Genomic DNA, 18,104 nt, shown 5'->3' with positions numbered 1-18,104 from the left:
AAAAGACAGACTAATATGAGAAAGATATGGATTCCCATCCTGTTGCTAAGCCTCGTGGCTTGCGGCAACCGCCAAGAAGCTGCCACCCCTGCGGCTACTCCCGGCACTCAACCCGAAACACTACCCGTAGCTGCCGACAGTGCGAGTGTAGACGCCATGACCTCGGCTACCTCGAAAGCCAATCAGGTATCGTTCAACGGTACCATCGTACTGCCACCGCAACGGTTGGCCACCGTAGCACTCACGCTGAGCGGTGTGGTGAAAAGCACGTCGCTCCTACCGGGACAGTATGTGCAAAAGGGAGCCGTACTGGCCACCCTCGAGAATCCCGAATTCATCGTTCTGCAACAAACCTTTCTGGATAGCTACGCACAAGCGGAATACCTGAAGGCAGAGTACGAGCGACAGAAAACCTTGTCGATCGAACAGGCTGCTTCGCAAAAGAAGTTCCAACAAAGCAAAGCCGACTACCTCTCGATGAAGAGTCGTGTAGAGGCAGCAGCAGCACAGCTATCGCTACTCAATGTGTCGACCGAAACGTTGCGCAGCAGCGGTATACAGCCCTTATTGCAGATCAAAGCACCCATCAGCGGATACGCCGGTAGCGTGGCGATGAACGTGGGCAAATACGTTCATCCGGGCGAGGCACTCTGCGAAATTATAGACAAAAGCGCACCCTTGCTGAAGCTCACCACCTACGAAAAAGATTTGATCAACATGACCGTAGGCAGCCCGGTCGAGTTCCGGGTGAACGGCATGGGCGAGCAGACCTTCAACGCTACCATCCTCTCCATCGGGCAGAAGGTAGACGAAGTGAGCCGATCGCTCGAGGTCTATGCACAGGTCAATGATACGCATCAACAGTTTCGTCCGGGAATGTATGTGACGGCGCGTATAAAAAAATAGTTATCTTTGCCGTATGAAACGACGAACTCCGGCTTTACTGACCGACAGATATGTGCTTTCTACCATCGTAATTTCGCTGGCAGTGGCACTTCTCATACACTTTCCCGAATCGATGTCGCTCTTCGATCAGTTCGAAGGCGACACCCTGTTTCCGGGCATGCGACTGATAGATGTATTGAACGAGGTGTTCTTCACCTACCTTTCACTATTGGCGATGTTTGCAATCAATACGCAGGTGTTTCACTTCAACCGCTCCAACCGTATTGGGTGGGTGAAGGTGCTGCTCTCCTTCCTACTGATGTGGGTATTGAGTAATCTGCTGGGACAAACGTTTGTTTTTCTGCACAAAACGTTCAACATACCGGCCATTGATGCAATGGTACACCATTACCTGCATCCGTTGCGCGACTTCATCATGTCGTGTCTCGTTACGGGCAGTTGCTACATCATCCATTTGGTAAGCAGGCAACAGCAGGTGTTGGTCGAAAACCAGCAACTGCGGGCGGAGAATATTCTCAATCAATACGAAGTATTAAAGAATCAACTGAACCCGCACATGCTCTTTAACTCGCTCAATACGTTGCGTTCTTTGGTGCGGGAGAATCAGGAACGGGCACAGGAGTACATCCAAGAGCTGTCGCGCGTGTTGCGCTATACGCTGCAAGGCAACGAATCGCAAAGCGTTACGCTGCGCGAAGAGATGAACTTCACCTCGGCCTATCTCTTCTTACTCAAAATGCGCTTCGAGGACAACCTACAGGTACAGGTCGATATCGACGAGAAACTGGACGGTTACTTCCTGCCGCCCATGTCGATTCAGGTGCTTATTGAGAATGCTGTGAAGCACAACGAGATTGGCAGCCGGCACCCGCTAAAAATCCGTATTGCAACCGACAGCGACGAACACATCGTGGTGAGCAACCCGCTGCAACCGAAGCGCACTGTTACTTCGGGCACAGGCATCGGATTGGTGAATCTTGCCAAACGATACCAACTACTACTGCATCGCGATATACAAATAACCGAGGACACGCACTTTACCGTTCGTATTCCCTTAATTCGTGAACAACTATGAAGGTAATCATTATTGAAGATGAACGAGCGGCTGTACGCAACTTGATTTCGCTGCTGAACGAGGTGCGACCCGAAGCCGAAGTTGTAACCGTGATCGATAGCGTGGCGGGTACGCTCGAATGGTTTGCCGAACACCCGCTACCCGACCTCCTATTCATGGATATTCACCTGGCAGACGGATCGGCATTCGAGATATTCGAACACATCCCCCTCTCCTGCCCGATCATCTTTACCACGGCGTATGATGAGTATGCGTTGCGTGCTTTTAAGGTAAACAGTATTGACTATTTATTGAAACCCATTGGGCAGGCAGACATTGAACATGCCTTGCAGAAACTGGAGCATTTGCACGCTTCTCCACCCAGCGGCACGCAGCACGAACAGGAATTGTTGCAGTTGATGCGGTTGCTAAACAAGAAAGAGAGTTTTAAATCACACTTCCTCATACCGGTCAAAGGCGATAAGTTGCTGCCGGTTCCGGTAGAGATGATCCGGTTGTTCTACATTCGTGGCTGTCAGGTGAAGGCGGTTTTGAACGATCGGTCGGAATACGCTTTTACACAAACGCTGGACGAACTGACCGATTGCCTGGACCCGGCACACTTCTTCCGCGTCAACCGTCAATACCTTATTTCGCGCGAGGCAATCAAGGATATTGATTTGTGGTTCAACGGCAGACTCTCGGTCAACCTTCACCACTTTACTCCCTCCGAAAAGATTCTGGTAAGTAAGGCGCGGGTGGGCGAATTTAAAGAGTGGTTCTCCTCATCAGTAAGGTAAATAGAGATTCAGCAGAAAATGACTTCGTCTTTCTAAAAAAAGCCGGCGGCTTTTTCAGAAAAGATCGCCAGCTTTTAAAAAAATCCCACCGTCTTTTTCAAAAAGCCGACCGACTTTTTTAGAGGTTCCTTCATGCTCGATTCCCGTATCGCCAGATGCGTAAGAACGACACGCTGCACCGGTTTTTCACGTTGCTTTAATTGTTGCAGCAATAATCGGCAAGCGGTTTCGTATACCGGCCGATTTCTCCTGTTAGAGAATTGTGTCACTGGTTCTATTCATATAAAACAAACGCTTCCCCGCAGACAAACGAATATTCACCTGATCGATGAAAGTTCGCTTGTTTGCGAGGAAGCAGTTTAATAGCCTTTCCGCTTGCGCTTATTTGGCTAAATCATTGATTACATCCATAATCTTCTGACCTATTTCCTCGGCAGCCTCCATAGTGGAAGCCTCGCTATACACACGGATGATGGCTTCGGTATTGCTCTTACGCAAGTGTACCCACTTGTCTGCAAAGTCAATCTTCACACCATCGATATCGTTAATTTCTTCATCTTTATAGATCTCTTTTACCTTAGCCAGAATAGCATCTACGTCTATTTCCGGGGTTAAGTCTACACGGTTCTTGGCAATAAAGTAAGGAGGATAGGTGGCGCGTAGTTCGCTTACCTTTTTACCCTCGTGAGCCAGATGGCTCAGGAAAAGAGCGATACCCACCAATGCGTCGCGTCCGTAATGGCTTTCGGGATAGATTACTCCACCATTGCCCTCGCCACCGATAACGGCGTTGGTTGCTTTCATCTTAGTAACCACGTTTACCTCGCCCACTGCCGAAGCATTGTATTCTTTTCCGTACTTGCGAGTAACATCGCGCAGCGCACGGGTAGAGCTAAGGTTGGATACCGTATTGCCGGGCGTATGTTTAAGTACATAATCGGCCACAGTAACCAAGGTATATTCTTCACCATACATGGCACCGTCTTCGCAGATCATTGCCAAACGATCGACATCGGGGTCAACAACAAAAGCAACATCGGCTTTACCGCCTTTCATCAGGTTCATGATATCGCCCAAGTTCTTCTCTAACGGTTCGGGGTTGTGCGCAAAGTTTCCGGTAGGTTCGCAATAAAGTTTTTCAATATGCTTTACGCCCAGACGTTCGAGCAGTTCGGGAAGGATAATACCTCCCACAGAGTTTACACAGTCGATGGCTACGCGGAAATTGGCTTTCTTGATAGCTTCTACATCGACCAACTTCAAGGCCAATACACTATCAATATGTTTTTTGTTATACGTTAAGTCTTTGCGATAGCTGCCCAAGTGATCTACATCGGCATAGTCGAACTCTTCGGCTTCGGCAATACGAAGCACTTCTTCTCCTTCGGCTGCATTGAGAAATTCGCCATGTTCGTTGAGCAGTTTCAATGCATTCCACTGTTTGGGGTTATGCGAAGCAGTCAAAATGATACCACCACAAGCACCTTCCATGGTTACAGCCAGTTCGGTAGTCGGTGTAGAGGCCAGATCGATGTCTACTACATCCCAGCCCATACCCATGAGAGTACCTACTACGACGTTGTTTACCATTTCGCCCGAGATACGAGCATCGCGTCCCACTACGATTTTATTACTTGTTGATTGGCAAGTCTTGCGAATAAGCGTGGCATAAGCCGACGTAAACTTCACAATATCTAACGGATTTAAGCCGTTACCTGCTCCTCCACCGATGGTTCCGCGGATACCAGAGATCGATTTGATTAGAGTCATAAGGTTTTAATTTTGAGAGTTATGTTGGTTTCTTTTTTTAATAATAGATTGAAAACTTACGCACATCGTAGAAGTAAGGATATACTTTTTGCTGTGCTATCTGATGTCCCATCTTGGAAGGTACAATTAGCTTCACATGTGCACCGCTACGAATATACTTCAAAGCCAGCAACCATCCTGCGGGTACGCTGGTGCCATACTGTGTATATTGCCCATTCATACCCAATCCTTTCCAACCTGCCAATCCCGATTCAGACAGAAACTGACCGTAGATACTGGTTCCGGATTCTGTATATCTGAACCCTTCGGGATATAACTCAAAGTTTGGCCCTGCCGGATTGCATACGGTAGAAGCTAGAGTCGTGTCTCCCAGAAGAATATCAACTTCTACAAAACGTGCAAGAATCACATTGTTATTGACGAATTTATTGCTTTCGCCTTCGTCTCCCCTGTTTACAATCTGCATATATACACCATTGGAGAATGCTACATATTCATTTTTGGCAACATCCGTTACAGTGTCTTTTTCAAACTCCTCCAACGAAATAACCTGAATATTGTATTTCTTGATATACGCATTGACTGCATTCTTCTCTTCATCCAGCATCTCTGCGTATGTTTTTGTGTTATCACAAGATTGAAAGAGAGAACCAACTGCCAATAAAGCAAAAAGTATAAAAATAAGTTTCTTCATTATCTGTATCTTAGGGTACTATATATTTCGTACAAATGTATTTTAAATTAGCCGAAAGTAGAAGATTGAAAGTTGAAAGTTCTAATTTTTTAACCTTTAAGCCTCTACTTTTAACGAGCTCACGCTTTACACAACAAGGGTTTATATTTCTTCAATCCTTGCTCAAAGACTTTAACCGCTTCTTCCATGGTTCCATAGAACTCACCACCCGAAGCATTCAGGTGTCCGCCTCCATTAAAGAATTCTGCAGCAAACTGATTGCAAGGAAATGTGCCGACCGAACGAAGCGATATTTTAATCATCGGTCTTTCGGTATCCTCACGTAGAAAACAAGAGAAGCATACATTCTTTATACTAAGAGGAATATTCACAAATCCTTCGCTATCGCCTTTGATGTAGTCAAAACAATTCTGCTCGGCACAAGTCAATGAAATCAGTGCCGAATCATATTCGGCATATACTTTCATATTGGCCAGCACATGCCCCATCAGACGCAAGCGGCTTTCGGAATAGGTATTGAATACCTTGCGATAAATATCGTCTTTATCGATGCCTTTAGACAGGAGTTCGCTAATGATGAAATAGATCTCGCGGTTGTTCGAATTGTAGGTAAACCCGCCCGTATCGGTCATCATACCGGTATAGATGCACTCTGCCCCTTCGCGTGTGATATCACTGAAATAGCCCATACGACAAATCAAACGGAAAACAAGTTCGGAGGTAGAAGAGATGGTGGGATGGGAGATCGTTATGTCGCAAAACTCCTCGGGGTGCAAGTGATGGTCAACCATCACCTTACGAGCCTGAGAAGCGGCTACGGCAGCTCCCATATCATCAATACGTTTGAGGGTATTGAAGTCGAGACAGCAAATAACATCAGCCTCGGCAATAAGTTTATCGGCAAACTCCTTATAGCGGTCGTACAATAGGATATCTTTGCTACCGGGCATCCACTTGAGAAAATCCGGAAACGCATTGGGTACGATGACGTTCACCGTCTTATCTTGCGAATCAAGAAAATGATAAAGTCCCAGTGAAGAACCGATCGCATCGCCATCAGGCGATACGTGAGAAACAATTACTATTTTGTCGGCACGTTCGAACCATTTCGTAAAACGGTCTATTTTGCTTTGTTCAATTACTTTGGTCAGCATAATAATAATGCGTCAATGTGCCAATAGCGAAATCATCCATTGGCGGACACATGGATTAAGTAGATTAATAATTTAATTTAGCCATTCTCTTTTTCATTGGCACAAAAGCGCATCGGCAGATGGCCACTTTATTAGCTTGCAAAGCTACAATAATTCTTCGTACTTATAGCAAAAACCTCATAGAACCTTTCTCGGAAAGTGCGATAAAGTGATAACCCCGCTCTAGACATTCTTCCTTAAACGCATCTTGCTGATAAGAAGGAAGAGAGGCATCTAAAATGATGGTTGAAAAAGAGAAGAGAGCGGCCAATGTATGCAGCCTTCCGTTATACCCTTTGCAGACGTATAAATAATCGACAGCGAGCGGTTGCGAAGCCGATTGATACTTCCAACGGTCGTCATTGACCATGCATACGCGCCTGCCGGAATAAGAGAGAATGCGGTCGCGAAAACAAAGTGTGCTATCTTGATAATCGGCAGTAACGGCACGAGGCTGAAGCAACCGCTGTCGTTGCCAATGACGGGAAGCCACACGGTGCAAACGCTTTTCATCGGGCAGACTGTCGGCATAGACCAACCACGAACGTCCATCGACAGCTACACAGTGCACAGCGGGACAACCGCGCACGTTATAAAAAGACAAGCTCTGAACCGGACGATCTTGAAACCGCATAAACGCATGTCCTCCCAAAAGAAAAAGCGAACAGCAGAGGCAGGCCACCAAACTCTTAGCGCGATGGGAAGAGACACAATGCCTCCCCAAACAGATCAGCACGTAGAACAAAAAGACCTCGAAGGGGTAAATCCACAGCTGATCGATAGATGCCAGAGGAAGTTGTTCAACCCATCGCACGACGGCATTGAGCCATTGCAACAGTATCTTGACCAACCAAGCCATCCATCCTTGAAGCAGAACGAAAGGGGTCAGCAGCAACATAGCTATCGCCCCATACATAATAACCGAGACCAGCACAATAACAAGCAGATTGGTCAACCTCAAATCCGCAGCTAATTTATAACTGATTCAAATAGCGATTTAATTCACCTAATAGTTCCTACTCGTAGCTTTTCCCCCTGCTTTTCTCCTTGATTTCAGGTTATAGGGCATAGCTTCCCCTTTCCCCAGTTAGCTGAAGGCATAAGTAATCCCACGAAAAGTTGTTTTTACGGACTCCAAAGCAACTTGTATGGTTTGTCGGAATAAATATTGAGTACCCATTGTCTGCCTGTCTTTACCCATTTCGCAGGAACTGTAATGAATCGAAAGATAAATCGTTTGACTCGGCTTACCGGTTCAATATCTTCAAACACGGCTGCAACCTTCTCAATAAGGTAAGCATAAAAGTTTTTAGCCATGGCTGTAAGTAGCAGGAATACTGTATTCTCTTTGAGGAATGAACAGGGAAGATGACTCCACCCGAAATCGTTATTCATCATGTCGAATGTTCTTTCACAGGCTCCACGAGCATTGTAGAAGAGTACAATGTCTTTTTCAGAACTTTCATGGTCATTGGTTAAGATGCACCGATAGGTGTATTCACCATCAAATAGGTCCAATTGGTTGTCCTTACGCTTTTGCCTTTGAATAACAAGTCGGTAGTTTTCTTCTTGCAAAAAGGAAGTAAAAGGTATGGAGGTCACTTCATAATTCTCGAAGTTGATTTCTTCTTTTTTCCAATCTGTGATTTTCGTCATTTCTTCATACAGAGACTGACATTTGCCGGCTCGTATGTAGAACTTGTTGCAGTAGCCATGTGTCATACGGATAATCTCTTCCGAATAAGAACCACAGTCCATCCGGCAACGGTCTATGAATATTCCCCTATCGGCCAAACGACGAAAAGTCCGTTGGAGCGTATCCGCTTGACGAAAACGGACATTTGCGTTTGCGGCCCGATTTTCCACACCAACAATGTTACCACCAATAGTTGCCGTGCCGGGGAAATAACCACGTTTTTTCTTGTAAGAATACTGAGTGTCATACTTTTCTGTGGGAATAAACTGGTGGTCGAAGTCCAAGTTATAAAGCGTGTTTGGCTTGAGTTGTTCTGTTTGAAGGAGCATATCGAGCATCAAACTATTAAGCTGTTCCGCCTTATTGAAAGCATAGCTTGCTCCTTTTTGGGAAGTATAGTGGATATCCAATTCTGCGAGTTCTTTTATGCCTCTCAATAAAGTATCCGGACTGGGGATTTCAGTATCCGGGCGTAATTCAAGATGTTTGCCAAGGTGTTTGCCGATATCTTCGATGTGGTCACCGCCGCAATAGTAGATCCAAAATAGGCTCGAAATAATTTCGCTATATTGGTAACCGGCGTAGGAAGAACGTAATCCTAAAGATTTATCGATCACGGAATTCAGTCCTAAACGAGAAAATTCATCCATTGCGTAAAATATACCCCCAAAAGGAGTGATATTATCTGATTTTATGGCTATTTTTGTTGTCATATGCACAAGTACCTTTATGGTTTGTTTGGTAGCACTAATTTAGGTGAATCTTGTGACATAACCAAACCTTGAGGATGTTATTCATCCTCAAGTGTTTGGATTCTCTGAAAATAATATGACTGCGGATTTAAGGGTCAATAAGAAATGAGCAGAAAAGCGACCGAAATAAAGCATCACCAACGGCGCTGTTCCTATCTGTGCCGCCAATGAAACGCTCAACAGCGTCCAAACCGGGCGAACCATCCGATGAGTCGGTGACAATATTTTATAAATATCCGGTTGCAGTAATAAGATAGCTGCCACAGCACAGAAAGAGAGTTGAAAACCGACATCAAACAACCAGGCGGGACGACAAAGCAACATAAAGAAAGCAGCGACTGTCAGCGTATTAATGGAAAAGGACTCTCGTCCCCATACACTCGAAACCACCAATAGCGAACACATCAGCACCGAACGCACCACCGAAGGAGAAAGGCCGGTAAAGAAAGCAAACGCCCACAGCAACGTAAGAATAATCAGGCACCGGCACAAACGAGCGCCCCACCATTTATCGGGATAGATACGTAAACAGAATAAGAGCAAGGCATACAGGAAGCCGATATGCAACCCCGACAAGGCAAGTACGTGGCTGGCTCCCGATATCGAATAGCTTTCGCGTATCTCTTCGCTTAATTCTTCTTTATACCCAACAGTGAGGGCAGACAGCACAGCCAGTTCATCGCCACGAAAGCCCAATTCGCGATATAAACCGAGTACCCGCTCGCGCCACACCAAAGCACGTTGAGAAAGAGAAAGCGACCGATGGTGTGCCAGAAGTTTCCAATCGCCACTTGAGCAAAAGCCTACGCCACTTATCCGGCGGCGCAACAAATAACGGGGATAATCGAACTCATCGGGATTTCCATAGCCTGCCGGAACCGAAAGAAGACTGTTGATTAACAGCTCATCCCCACTTCTGAGGCGTTGGCTAAGCGAATCTTTTGTCAGGTACAACAAGATGTTCTTCCCATCGAGCTCGGCAGTACAAAGCATGCTTTTCTCCTTAACCAGAGGCTTCTCGGTTATACAAACACGATAAATGGTTTCTTTATCCGCAAAGGCGACTGTTGTTTCTTGCAACTGATGCATCATGCAACTCAATCCGCCGAAAAAACAAAACAGGAAAAGAAGAACGCCGAAAACCCAACGCAACGCATAGCGTCTGAGCAGGAGCGAAAAAGTCAGTAAAACAAAAAGAGTGCAGAGACCCCATAATGCATCTTGCATGGAGATTTCTACACCCTTGTAAAACAATTCATCGCCCACATAAACACCCATTGCCAATGGTAGCAACAGACGTAAAAACGGGTAGCGATGAAGCGCCCTTATCACTTCTTATGGCTGACCATTCATCAGCAGTTTAATCATTTCTTCCGGCTTATCGGCAGCAAAGATCGCATTTCCGGCTACCAATACATCCGCTCCTGCAGCGATCAGTCGAGGGGCAGTTTCGCTGTTCACCCCACCGTCTACTTCGATCAATGCCTTAGACCCGGTACGGTCAATGAGTTCACGAAGCTCACGAACTTTTTGAATCGAATGTTCAATAAACTTCTGTCCGCCAAACCCCGGATTAACACTCATAATCAACACCATGTATACATCACAGATAATATCCTGCAACAAGGCTACCGGTGTAGCCGGATTGATCGTTACGGCCGGTTCCATACCGGCTTCTCTAATCTGTTGCAGCACGCGGTGCAAATGCGGGCAAGCCTCATAGTGCACATTCATCACGTGGGCACCCAGTGCTTTTACTTCGGGAATAAACTTCTCGGGCTGCACAATCATCAAGTGTACATCCAGTGGTTTTTCGCTCAACTCTGCCACGTATTTCAATACCGGAAAGCCAAACGAAATATTGGGAACAAATACTCCATCCATGATATCAATGTGTACCCACGCAGCTTCGCTACGGTTTATCATATCAATATCTTTAGCTAAGTGGGCAAAATCTGCCGAAAGAATAGAGGGAGATATTATTGGTTTCATACGCTTCGTTTATTAATGAATTATAGTGCAAAAGTAGCGTGAATAAACGAAAGTAGCAAATTTATCCCAGTATAATGCCCTGTATGCCCTGAGGTAACTGCATATCGGTATGATAGTTGCGGGCAAAAGCGCGAAGAAAATTCAGCGTTTGTGCACTGGGTCCGGTTTGTTTATTGCCCGGCGAATGCTTTTGATTGATAGGGAGAGAAGAAGAGCGATGAGTCGTTTTTTTAGACATAGGCTTATCCATTTATGAGTTAAATCATCTATTTCTCTGTTAAGAACGAACGAAACGGACGATTTAGTATATAAACCAATGCATTTATCTTGCTAAAGAGTTAGTTCGACACCATTTTTAGAGGCTAAGCGACGGATATTCAGGATAGCATACCGCATCCGCCCCAATGAGGTGTTGATACTCACACCGGTCTGTTCGGCTATTTCTTTAAAACTCAAATCCTGATAGAAGCGCATTTGCAGTACTTCGCGTTGTTCATCGGGCAATGCGTTCATCAACCGACGCACATCATCGAGTATTTGCTGACTAACCATAGCCGTTTCAATAGTATCTTCGGCCAGTTGAATGGTGTTGAGGATATTAATATCGGGTTCATCACAAGACACGAGGTTCTCTTGTTTGTCTTGTCGGTAAGAGTCTATAATCAAATTATGAGCAATGCGGCGCAACCAGGCAGAAAACTTTCCGTTTTCATTATAACGTCCCTGCCGTATGGTAATAATGGCTTTGATGAATGTTTCCTGAAAAATGTCTTCCGTTTGCTCAACGTTGCGCACTATATAATATATATAGTAATACAACCGATCCCTATAACGGTTCAGTAGTTCATCAAAGGCTTCATTCTCTCCGTTTGCATAGAGAGTTACCAACGCTTCGTCGGTTCTGCTGATTCGTGTATTCATTACGTGATTTTTTGAGTAGTAGCGTAATGTTGTGTCAATAGGCTTTACTGGATTATCAAAGTCAACAAGGCACAAAGTAACAGAATTCAAGTGAAAAAGCCAAAAGAAAAGCGGATTATTTAATCCGCTTTCATTCGATAAGTTTCGGTCAGTCGAAAGCCACGTAAGAGTTCTTCGATTTTCAAACGTTTCTTGCCGGGAAGCTGCAATGCCAACACTCCGATAAACCCGTCAGATACAGCGATCTTCATATAGGTTTTACCATCGGTCAGCAGTGTACCCGCTGCCAATGAATGAGGTTCAACAATCTTCTCCGTCTCGAAGATCTTTACGACAACGGTTTTACCGTCGGGATCGACCAATTCTCCCCAGGCAGCAGGATAAGGCGACAGCCCGCGAACAAAGTCGTACACCTGCTTCACAGAGCGGTTCCAGTCTATGCGACAGGTTTCTTTGAATATCTTCGGAGCAGGACGAAGCTCGCCTACCACCTCCATCTTCTCCTGAGGAATGGGCTTTACCGTTCCGGCTATAATGGCATCGACCGTTTCGAGTACCAACCGACCACCCAACTGCATGAGTTTATCGTGTACCACCTCTACGTTGTCGGTATCTGCAATAGGTACAGCCACCTGCTGAATCACTTCGCCGGTATCAATTGCATGTTGCAAAAAGAAGGTAGTGATACCGGTCTGGGTATCTCCATTAATCACAGCCCAATTAATGGGAGCCGCTCCGCGGTACTGTGGAAGCAAGGAGGCGTGGAGGTTGAATGTTCCCAAGCGAGGCATATTCCACACGACCTCGGGCAACATACGAAAAGCAACAACAATCTGAAGATCGGCTTTCAGTGCGCGCAACTCCTCTACAAACCCTTCTTCTTTCAGTTTCTCAGGCTGCAACAGGGGCAGGTTCTGTTCGAGTGCATATTGTTTGACAGGCGAGTATTGAATTTGATGTCCGCGTCCGGCAGGTTTATCGGGCATGGTTATCACACCCACTACATTGTAACCGCCTTCTACCAAACATCGAAGGCCCTCGACAGCAAAGTCGGGAGTCCCCATATAAACGATTCTTAAATCTTCTTTCTTCATGACAAATGGACTAATTAATTAAGATACAAGCGCGCTAATCTTCCGAGAAGTGCACCAGTACTTGACGATACGAGTTAAAGATTTTCGACTTCGATACAAATCCCAGGTATTTGCCTTCGCTATTCACAACGGGCAGATTCCATGCTTTCGTATCATCAAAAGTTTGCATCACCTGCTCCATACCGTCCGTATCAAATAGTTTGGCGGGGGCGGAAGTCATCAGTTTGCTAACTCGAAAACGGTGATAAAGCTCTTGTCTGAACATGATGTTTCGTATATCATCGAGCAGCACAATACCTTGAAAGGTACCATCCTCATCGGTCACCGGAAAGATATTACGATGCGAAGAGGCAATCGCTTTGACTAACTCTCCCAATTCCATTTCGGGATGCACCGTCACAAAGTCTTTTTCGACTACATTCTCCATTTTCATCAAAGTCAGTACAGCACGGTCTTTGTGGTGCGTAATGAGTTGTCCTTTCTTGGCCAAACGCATCGAATAGATACTATGGGGTTCGAAAACGATAATCGTTAAGTAAGCACTTACCGATACGATCATCAACGGCAGAAACAGGTCATAACCACCGGTAAGCTCGGCTATCAGAAAGACACCGGTAAGTGGAGCATGCATGACACCACTCATCACTCCGGCCATACCCATCAAGGCAAAGTTCTTTTCGGGCAAGAAAGATGATATTCCCATCTCGTTGCTGAAGTGGGAGAATATAAATCCGGCAATACAGCCCAAATAAAGAGAAGGTGCAAAAATACCACCACAACCGCCACCACCGTTTGTGGCACTCGAGGCAAAGACTTTCAATAAAAGAATCAGCATCAGATATACCAACAATAGGTTGCCATAACCGTAGAACATGGAGTTATTAAGCACGGTATCCCATTCTACATTGCTGGTCCCGTTGAGCAGCATCTCAATAGTATCGTACCCTTCGCCATATAGCGGCGGAAAGAGGAAGATGAGCACACTCAGCATAACACCGCCAAGCGCGAGTTTCTTATAAGGATTGGATAATTTACCAAAAACGCCTTCGACAGAGTTCATAGCCCGCGTAAAGTATAATGAAACCAGTCCGCAGAAAATACCGAGCAAAATCACATAAGGGATACGCTCCAGCTCAAAAGGCTGATCTAGGTTGAACTTAAACATAGCCTGTTGCCCGGTTACGATATAAGAGAGTGTGGCAGCGGTAACCGACGAGATAAGCAAGGGGAGCAACGAAGACATGGTAAGGTCGATCATCAACACTTCGAGCGTAAAGACCAAACCGGCAATAGGCGCTTTGAAGATACCTGCAATAGCACCTGCCGCACCACAACCGACGAGCAACATCAGTGTGCGGTGTTCCATTTTAAAGACACTTCCTAGGTTAGAGCCAATCGCCGAACCGGTTAGCACAATAGGTGCCTCTGCTCCTACCGAACCACCAAACCCAATGGTAATGGCACTCGCAATGGTCGACGACCAAACATTGTGTCGTTTGATACGCCCCTGCCTGCGCGAAATAGCATAGAGTATCTTGGTAACTCCGTGGCTGATATCGTCTTTTACAATATTGCGCACAAACCACCCTGCCAAGAAGATACCGACCACCGGATAAACCAGGTAAAGGTAGTTGGCCTGTGTGGCATTAAAATTATCGGTCAGGAAATTCTGTACGGTATGAATAAAAAATTTCAGTAATAAGGCAGCAGTGGCTGTAAAGATACCTACTAAAAAACTCAGTATCAATATAAAATGCTTTTCTTTAATCTTGTTCTCTCGCCAACTAATAAAGCGTTGTAATAAACTTATTTTTTCTTTTTCCATTTATTCGCGGATAATCTTGATAACTCCCCCCGGCTCCAACTTAATGATGCTCGACGGCTTTGGACGACTTAGATCGTCTTGTCGATAAGTAACAATGTAATCGACTGCACTTTTAATATCTTCGGATATTTCGTTGAAGTTGGCAGCTCCGGGCTGACCACTTATATTGGCCGAAGTAGAAACAATAGCCTTACGAAACCGTTGACAAAGGCGATTCGAGAAAGCTTCGCTGGTGACACGAATCCCCACACTGCCATCCTCGGCAAGTAAATTGGGTGCCAGATTGCGTGCACCCGAATATATAATCGTCATCGGTTTGTCTGCCAACTCAATCAAATCCCATGCAATAGGTGGCACATCTCCCACATAAAAGTCAACTTTTACTGCCGAATCAACCAACACCAACATCGCCTTACTATCGGCGCGTTGTTTTATTTCGTACACACGCTGCACTGCTTCGGGGTTCGTTGCATCGCAACCAAGCCCCCATACCGTGTCAGTAGGATAGAGAATCACTCCCCCTTCGCTCATCACCTGACAGGCTTTTTTAACATCTTCTATCATTTCTTGCTTCATATCTGTTGAGATGAACCGCAAAAATACTAATTTTGCATCACAATATAAAAGATTAAGTGAAAACAAATGGAAGAAATTAAATTTCGCCACACCCTCCCTATACAACTACGCTTCAATGACGTAGATAAATTCGGGCATGTTAACAACACGGTATACTTCTGTTTTTATGATTTAGGCAAGACAGAATACTTCGCTTCGGTATGCCCCGGAGTAGACTGGGAAAAAGATGGTATTGTGGTAGTACACATCGAAGCTAACTTTCTGTCGCAGATATTTGCAACCGATCATATTGCCGTACAAACTGCCGTTTCGGAAATTGGAACCAAGAGCTTCCACCTCATTCAGCGAATGATCGATACGGATACGGGAGAGGTAAAATGCATCGGCACCTCGGTTATGGTAGCTTTCGATCTGGAGAAGCATGAGTCGAAACCACTTTCGGAAGAGTGGATAGAGGCTATTTGTGCCTATGAGGGCAGAGATGTTAGAAAAAAGAAGGATACTATCTCTCAATAGTATCCTTCCGAAACAATTAATATAAAGCTAAATCTCTATTTATTCTAAGTTACAGGTTACATTGAGAGAATTTTAGCTTGAAGCTCGCTCGCTTTTCTTTCGGCACTATTTATTATATGGCCAGTACACAGCACTACGAGATAGTACATATACATTTTCAGGTTTTGCAATATCTTGTAGCTGAATCGTTGTTGGATTCTTTTTATCATTCGCGATTAATTTAAATTGCCCCACTAACGGATTAATTAATTGTGGAAAATTTGGTGAGTTTTTATAATAATAGCCTCCATTATTATCAGATGTTCCCGTGTAAGATAGCTTTATTTGATCTATATCTATCAGTTGATAACTAAACCCAAGAATTCCTTTATAATTTGTACTTGCCCCATTGGGTACACAACCAAACGCAAACGAAATTCCATTAGTTAACGCTGCCGAATATAATTGCTCACCGATAGCATCAAGTCCGGTCTTTGCTAAATCCCAGCACTGTTTACCATAGGTACCTAATTTGCTATAAGCAAAATACCAGCTACCCTTCACTAGTTCTTGATTCAAAACAGGCAGTAATTCAACTAAACTCAACCCTGATTGAACATCGGTAAAAGTTATAACCCCGTCGGCATCAACACTGAATTTCATTTTAGTAATCTCTTTACCACCTATTTTCAAAGGTTCGTAAAATTCAATTTCATTACTCGAAAGCACTCGATAGGAAGCCATTATCATCTCAATTGCAGCATTATCTCCTGGATAAGTAATATTGAATGTACGATAGGAAGCAAGTGCTGTTCCTTCTAATTCCCCCATACTCAGTTTATACTTTTTCCCTTTTATCTTAGCTGCAGCCAGTTGGTAATCTTTCATCAAATCGGTCCAATTGGCATCGGATGCAATAGGAGTCATAACAATACGATTACCCGTCTTTTTTCCTTTCATTGTTACTTTTTCTGGGGTTGATTCCAGCATCAGAAACTCATAATCACCACCCATTCCACTGTCACCAGGACCAATACCATCCGGATTATGAGGATCTGAAAAATAATGTAACAACGTATTATGCGTATTAAAGGTCAGTACTGGTCCGCTATCGCCAATCAGTTGATACATACTTGTCTCCGTTTGGTCTGCTTTATATAACTCTGAAGCAACAGTCACCATATCATGAGGCTCGAATTTCACAAACAACGTATACCCACCATAAGATTGTTTTTTCTCAGGGAAATACTCAAGAATCCATCCGTTGGTGGCACCCATTAATATCTCCTGATGATGTTTGAGTACCGTATTCATACGATCGGCAGCTGACTCCGGAAATAAATCCTTATCGTCCATCAAACATGATTGGAAAATAAAAGGTAACAATATCCATATTAAATATTTTTTCTTCATAACATCTTCTTATTAAAGTTTATCTAAATCTAAATCTCCGATCTTACTTTCATTCCTCAATACCAATTCGCGTAATTTATTTAAATCAATATTCCAAGAATTCAACATATAGTTATATACTATTTCAAACTTCGCAGTCACCAGCCCTAATCCTTCACCTGCCTTTTTCATCTTTTCAGCCCATACTTCCGGAGAACTAGTAACATAAATTGAAATTAGCTCTACAAAATCCTCATCGGGAGCACTTGATGCATAAGGACTGATAAATCCTTTTGGAAGAGATTCATTTTCACTACTATAGGTTGTATTCCAACTATCTTTAACATAAGAGCTTCCGGTAATTTCCTTAAAATCGGTCGTATAAGGAATTGTTTGGTGCAATATGTGAGCAAACTCATGATGAATCGTTTTGAAATAAAAGCGATTAAGCTCTTCCACATCCGTAACCTTTACTGCATTTACATTATACAAAGTAATCTTCAGTCCCCCTTCGGCAGTACCCAATACCATCGTGTTATTATTACGATAGGCGGGTGAACCCACTAAGTGAATCATTTTAGGGAAATAGCTTCGAATAAACTCTTTGCTACCAGTAACTTCATCATATACTTGAAGACAAAGAAAATCGACTAATTTTGCCATTTGAACAGACTTTGTATAGTTAGCAGGAACTAAATTATAGTCCCGATCAGATTCAATATCCTCCATACGATATTTAAAATCAATATTGTAAGGAGTTACATACTTTTGAATAATCCAACGATCAAAATCATTTTCTTCTCGTTGAGACTCTTTAATAACACTATCAGCATTCAACCCATCTTCGCCACAAGCCGAAATGAGGGCAAACATTAGTGCCACAAATAAAATATTAGTTATATTTCTTATCATTGTTTTCATTATTAAAGTTTATTACTAACGAT

General features: G+C 44.2%; 18 protein-coding genes. 4 read left to right on the top strand and 14 right to left on the bottom strand.

What is annotated here, in order from left to right; translation table 11 throughout:
- Positions 1 to 15 precede the first annotated feature (15 nt).
- From TY03_RS13825 to TY03_RS13815, 3 genes are read left to right on the top strand one after another with little or no spacing between them, the layout of a single operon-like run.
- A complete protein-coding gene (locus tag TY03_RS13825) occupies positions 16 to 906 on the top strand; it encodes an efflux RND transporter periplasmic adaptor subunit (protein WP_042371387.1) in 891 nt (296 codons plus the stop codon).
- A 13-nt stretch (positions 907 to 919) separates the two neighbouring features.
- Complete coding sequence (locus TY03_RS13820) at positions 920 to 1,981, top strand: sensor histidine kinase (protein ID WP_042370982.1); 1,062 nt, start codon at positions 920 to 922, stop codon at positions 1,979 to 1,981.
- Positions 1,978 to 2,760, top strand: coding sequence for a LytR/AlgR family response regulator transcription factor (locus tag TY03_RS13815; protein ID WP_042370980.1), 783 nt, complete (start codon positions 1,978 to 1,980; stop codon positions 2,758 to 2,760). The genes TY03_RS13820 and TY03_RS13815 overlap by 4 nt, the downstream gene beginning before the upstream one ends.
- Positions 2,761 to 3,141: 381 nt before the next feature.
- Here TY03_RS13815 and glmM read toward each other — a convergent pair whose 3' ends face one another.
- The 12 genes from glmM to TY03_RS13755 all read right to left on the bottom strand — a co-directional run bounded on the left by glmM (position 3,142) and on the right by TY03_RS13755 (position 15,261).
- Positions 3,142 to 4,530 (bottom strand): phosphoglucosamine mutase, encoded by a 1,389-nt coding sequence (glmM, locus tag TY03_RS13810; RefSeq protein ID WP_042370978.1) that lies wholly within the window; start codon positions 4,528 to 4,530, stop codon positions 3,142 to 3,144.
- Positions 4,531 to 4,567: 37 nt separating this feature from the next.
- A complete protein-coding gene (locus tag TY03_RS13805) occupies positions 4,568 to 5,224 on the bottom strand; it encodes a DUF4827 domain-containing protein (protein ID WP_042370975.1) in 657 nt (218 codons plus the stop codon).
- A 119-nt stretch (positions 5,225 to 5,343) separates the two neighbouring features.
- Positions 5,344 to 6,378 (bottom strand): DHH family phosphoesterase, encoded by a 1,035-nt coding sequence (locus tag TY03_RS13800; protein WP_042370974.1) that lies wholly within the window; start codon positions 6,376 to 6,378, stop codon positions 5,344 to 5,346.
- Between the two features lie 163 nt (positions 6,379 to 6,541).
- Positions 6,542 to 7,378: a ComEC/Rec2 family competence protein gene (locus TY03_RS13795; RefSeq protein ID WP_148335667.1), complete on the bottom strand. Its 837-nt coding sequence runs from the start codon at positions 7,376 to 7,378 to the stop codon at positions 6,542 to 6,544.
- A gap of 164 nt (positions 7,379 to 7,542) precedes the next feature.
- Positions 7,543 to 8,826, bottom strand: coding sequence for an IS1380 family transposase (locus TY03_RS13790; RefSeq protein WP_042366226.1), 1,284 nt, complete (start codon positions 8,824 to 8,826; stop codon positions 7,543 to 7,545).
- An 87-nt stretch (positions 8,827 to 8,913) separates the two neighbouring features.
- Positions 8,914 to 10,197 carry a ComEC/Rec2 family competence protein gene (locus TY03_RS13785; protein ID WP_230201979.1) on the bottom strand — a complete coding sequence of 428 codons (1,284 nt, stop codon included), beginning with the start codon at positions 10,195 to 10,197 and terminating at the stop codon, positions 8,914 to 8,916.
- A gap of 3 nt (positions 10,198 to 10,200) precedes the next feature.
- Positions 10,201 to 10,857, bottom strand: a complete 657-nt coding sequence (rpe, locus tag TY03_RS13780; RefSeq protein WP_042370969.1) for a ribulose-phosphate 3-epimerase — start codon at positions 10,855 to 10,857, stop codon at positions 10,201 to 10,203.
- 61 nt (positions 10,858 to 10,918) lie between these two features.
- Positions 10,919 to 11,095, bottom strand: a complete 177-nt coding sequence (locus TY03_RS22670) for a hypothetical protein (RefSeq protein ID WP_187373996.1) — start codon at positions 11,093 to 11,095, stop codon at positions 10,919 to 10,921.
- A gap of 92 nt (positions 11,096 to 11,187) precedes the next feature.
- Positions 11,188 to 11,778: an RNA polymerase sigma factor gene (locus TY03_RS13770; RefSeq protein ID WP_042370965.1), complete on the bottom strand. Its 591-nt coding sequence runs from the start codon at positions 11,776 to 11,778 to the stop codon at positions 11,188 to 11,190.
- Positions 11,779 to 11,897: 119 nt separating this feature from the next.
- Positions 11,898 to 12,872, bottom strand: a complete 975-nt coding sequence (gene fmt, locus TY03_RS13765; RefSeq protein ID WP_042370963.1) for a methionyl-tRNA formyltransferase — start codon at positions 12,870 to 12,872, stop codon at positions 11,898 to 11,900.
- A gap of 34 nt (positions 12,873 to 12,906) precedes the next feature.
- The gene (locus TY03_RS13760; protein WP_042370961.1) at positions 12,907 to 14,697 is read right to left on the bottom strand and encodes a chloride channel protein; all 1,791 of its coding nucleotides are present in this window, start codon (positions 14,695 to 14,697) and stop codon (positions 12,907 to 12,909) included.
- Complete coding sequence (locus TY03_RS13755) at positions 14,698 to 15,261, bottom strand: L-threonylcarbamoyladenylate synthase (RefSeq protein ID WP_042371383.1); 564 nt, start codon at positions 15,259 to 15,261, stop codon at positions 14,698 to 14,700.
- Positions 15,262 to 15,339: 78 nt separating this feature from the next.
- Between TY03_RS13755 and TY03_RS13750 the strand changes: the two genes are divergently transcribed.
- The gene (locus TY03_RS13750) at positions 15,340 to 15,789 is read left to right on the top strand and encodes an acyl-CoA thioesterase (RefSeq protein ID WP_042370959.1); all 450 of its coding nucleotides are present in this window, start codon (positions 15,340 to 15,342) and stop codon (positions 15,787 to 15,789) included.
- Positions 15,790 to 15,894: 105 nt separating this feature from the next.
- Here TY03_RS13750 and TY03_RS13745 read toward each other — a convergent pair whose 3' ends face one another.
- Both TY03_RS13745 and TY03_RS13740 read right to left on the bottom strand, forming a co-directional pair.
- Positions 15,895 to 17,181: a DUF4302 domain-containing protein gene (locus TY03_RS13745; protein WP_042370957.1), complete on the bottom strand. Its 1,287-nt coding sequence runs from the start codon at positions 17,179 to 17,181 to the stop codon at positions 15,895 to 15,897.
- 12 nt (positions 17,182 to 17,193) lie between these two features.
- Positions 17,194 to 18,081, bottom strand: coding sequence for a zinc-binding metallopeptidase (locus TY03_RS13740; protein WP_230201978.1), 888 nt, complete (start codon positions 18,079 to 18,081; stop codon positions 17,194 to 17,196).
- Between the last annotated feature and the right edge of the window lie 23 nt (positions 18,082 to 18,104).

The organism is Bacteroides neonati (assembly GCF_000499785.1).
Lineage (GTDB): Bacteria > Bacteroidota > Bacteroidia > Bacteroidales > Bacteroidaceae > Bacteroides > Bacteroides neonati.
The sequence above is the reverse complement of the archived record's forward strand: the minus strand, read 5'-3'. Positions and strand labels throughout refer to the sequence as shown.